The organism is Mesorhizobium sp. M2A.F.Ca.ET.037.01.1.1, from assembly GCF_003998075.1.
GTDB lineage: Bacteria > Pseudomonadota > Alphaproteobacteria > Rhizobiales > Rhizobiaceae > Mesorhizobium.
This window is the reverse complement of record NZ_RZSA01001866.1, coordinates 1-394: the sequence shown is the minus strand read 5'-3', so window position 1 is coordinate 394 and position 394 is coordinate 1. Positions and strand designations below refer to the sequence as shown.

At 65.0% G+C, this 394-nt stretch carries 1 protein-coding gene; it reads left to right on the top strand.

The window, feature by feature from the left end; translation table 11 throughout:
* A partial coding sequence (locus EOA27_RS41405) for a hypothetical protein (protein ID WP_189562467.1) occupies positions 1 to 376 on the top strand: 376 nt, incomplete at its 5' end.
* Between the last annotated feature and the right edge of the window lie 18 nt (positions 377 to 394).

Below are 394 nucleotides of genomic sequence, written 5' to 3'. Positions count from 1 at the left end.
GCTGTGGATCGCGCTGCTCGCCGCCGCTTGTCTCGGGCTCGGCGCCTTTATCGCGCGCGGCGCTTTCGACACTTCGGTCAAGGTCGTCTTGGATCAGCGTGGTTTCCGCGATGCTCGCGCCGGCGACGTGCTGGTGCCGTGGAGCAAGGTGCGGAGCGTGCGGCTTGCCGCCGGCGGCAAGGGCGCGGCGATGCTCAATTTCGAGCTCACCGGCGAGCCGCCCGACGAAATCCGCTATTCCTCCGCCAACGCCTTCGGCCTGATGCCTTTCGGCCGGAACATTGTGCATATGGAAATCTCCTCGCTCGACGTGCGGGGACAGGACTTGTTGGACGCGGTGAAGACGTTTGCACCGCATGTGGTGGTGAGGCGGTGATTCTTCCTTCCCCCCTTG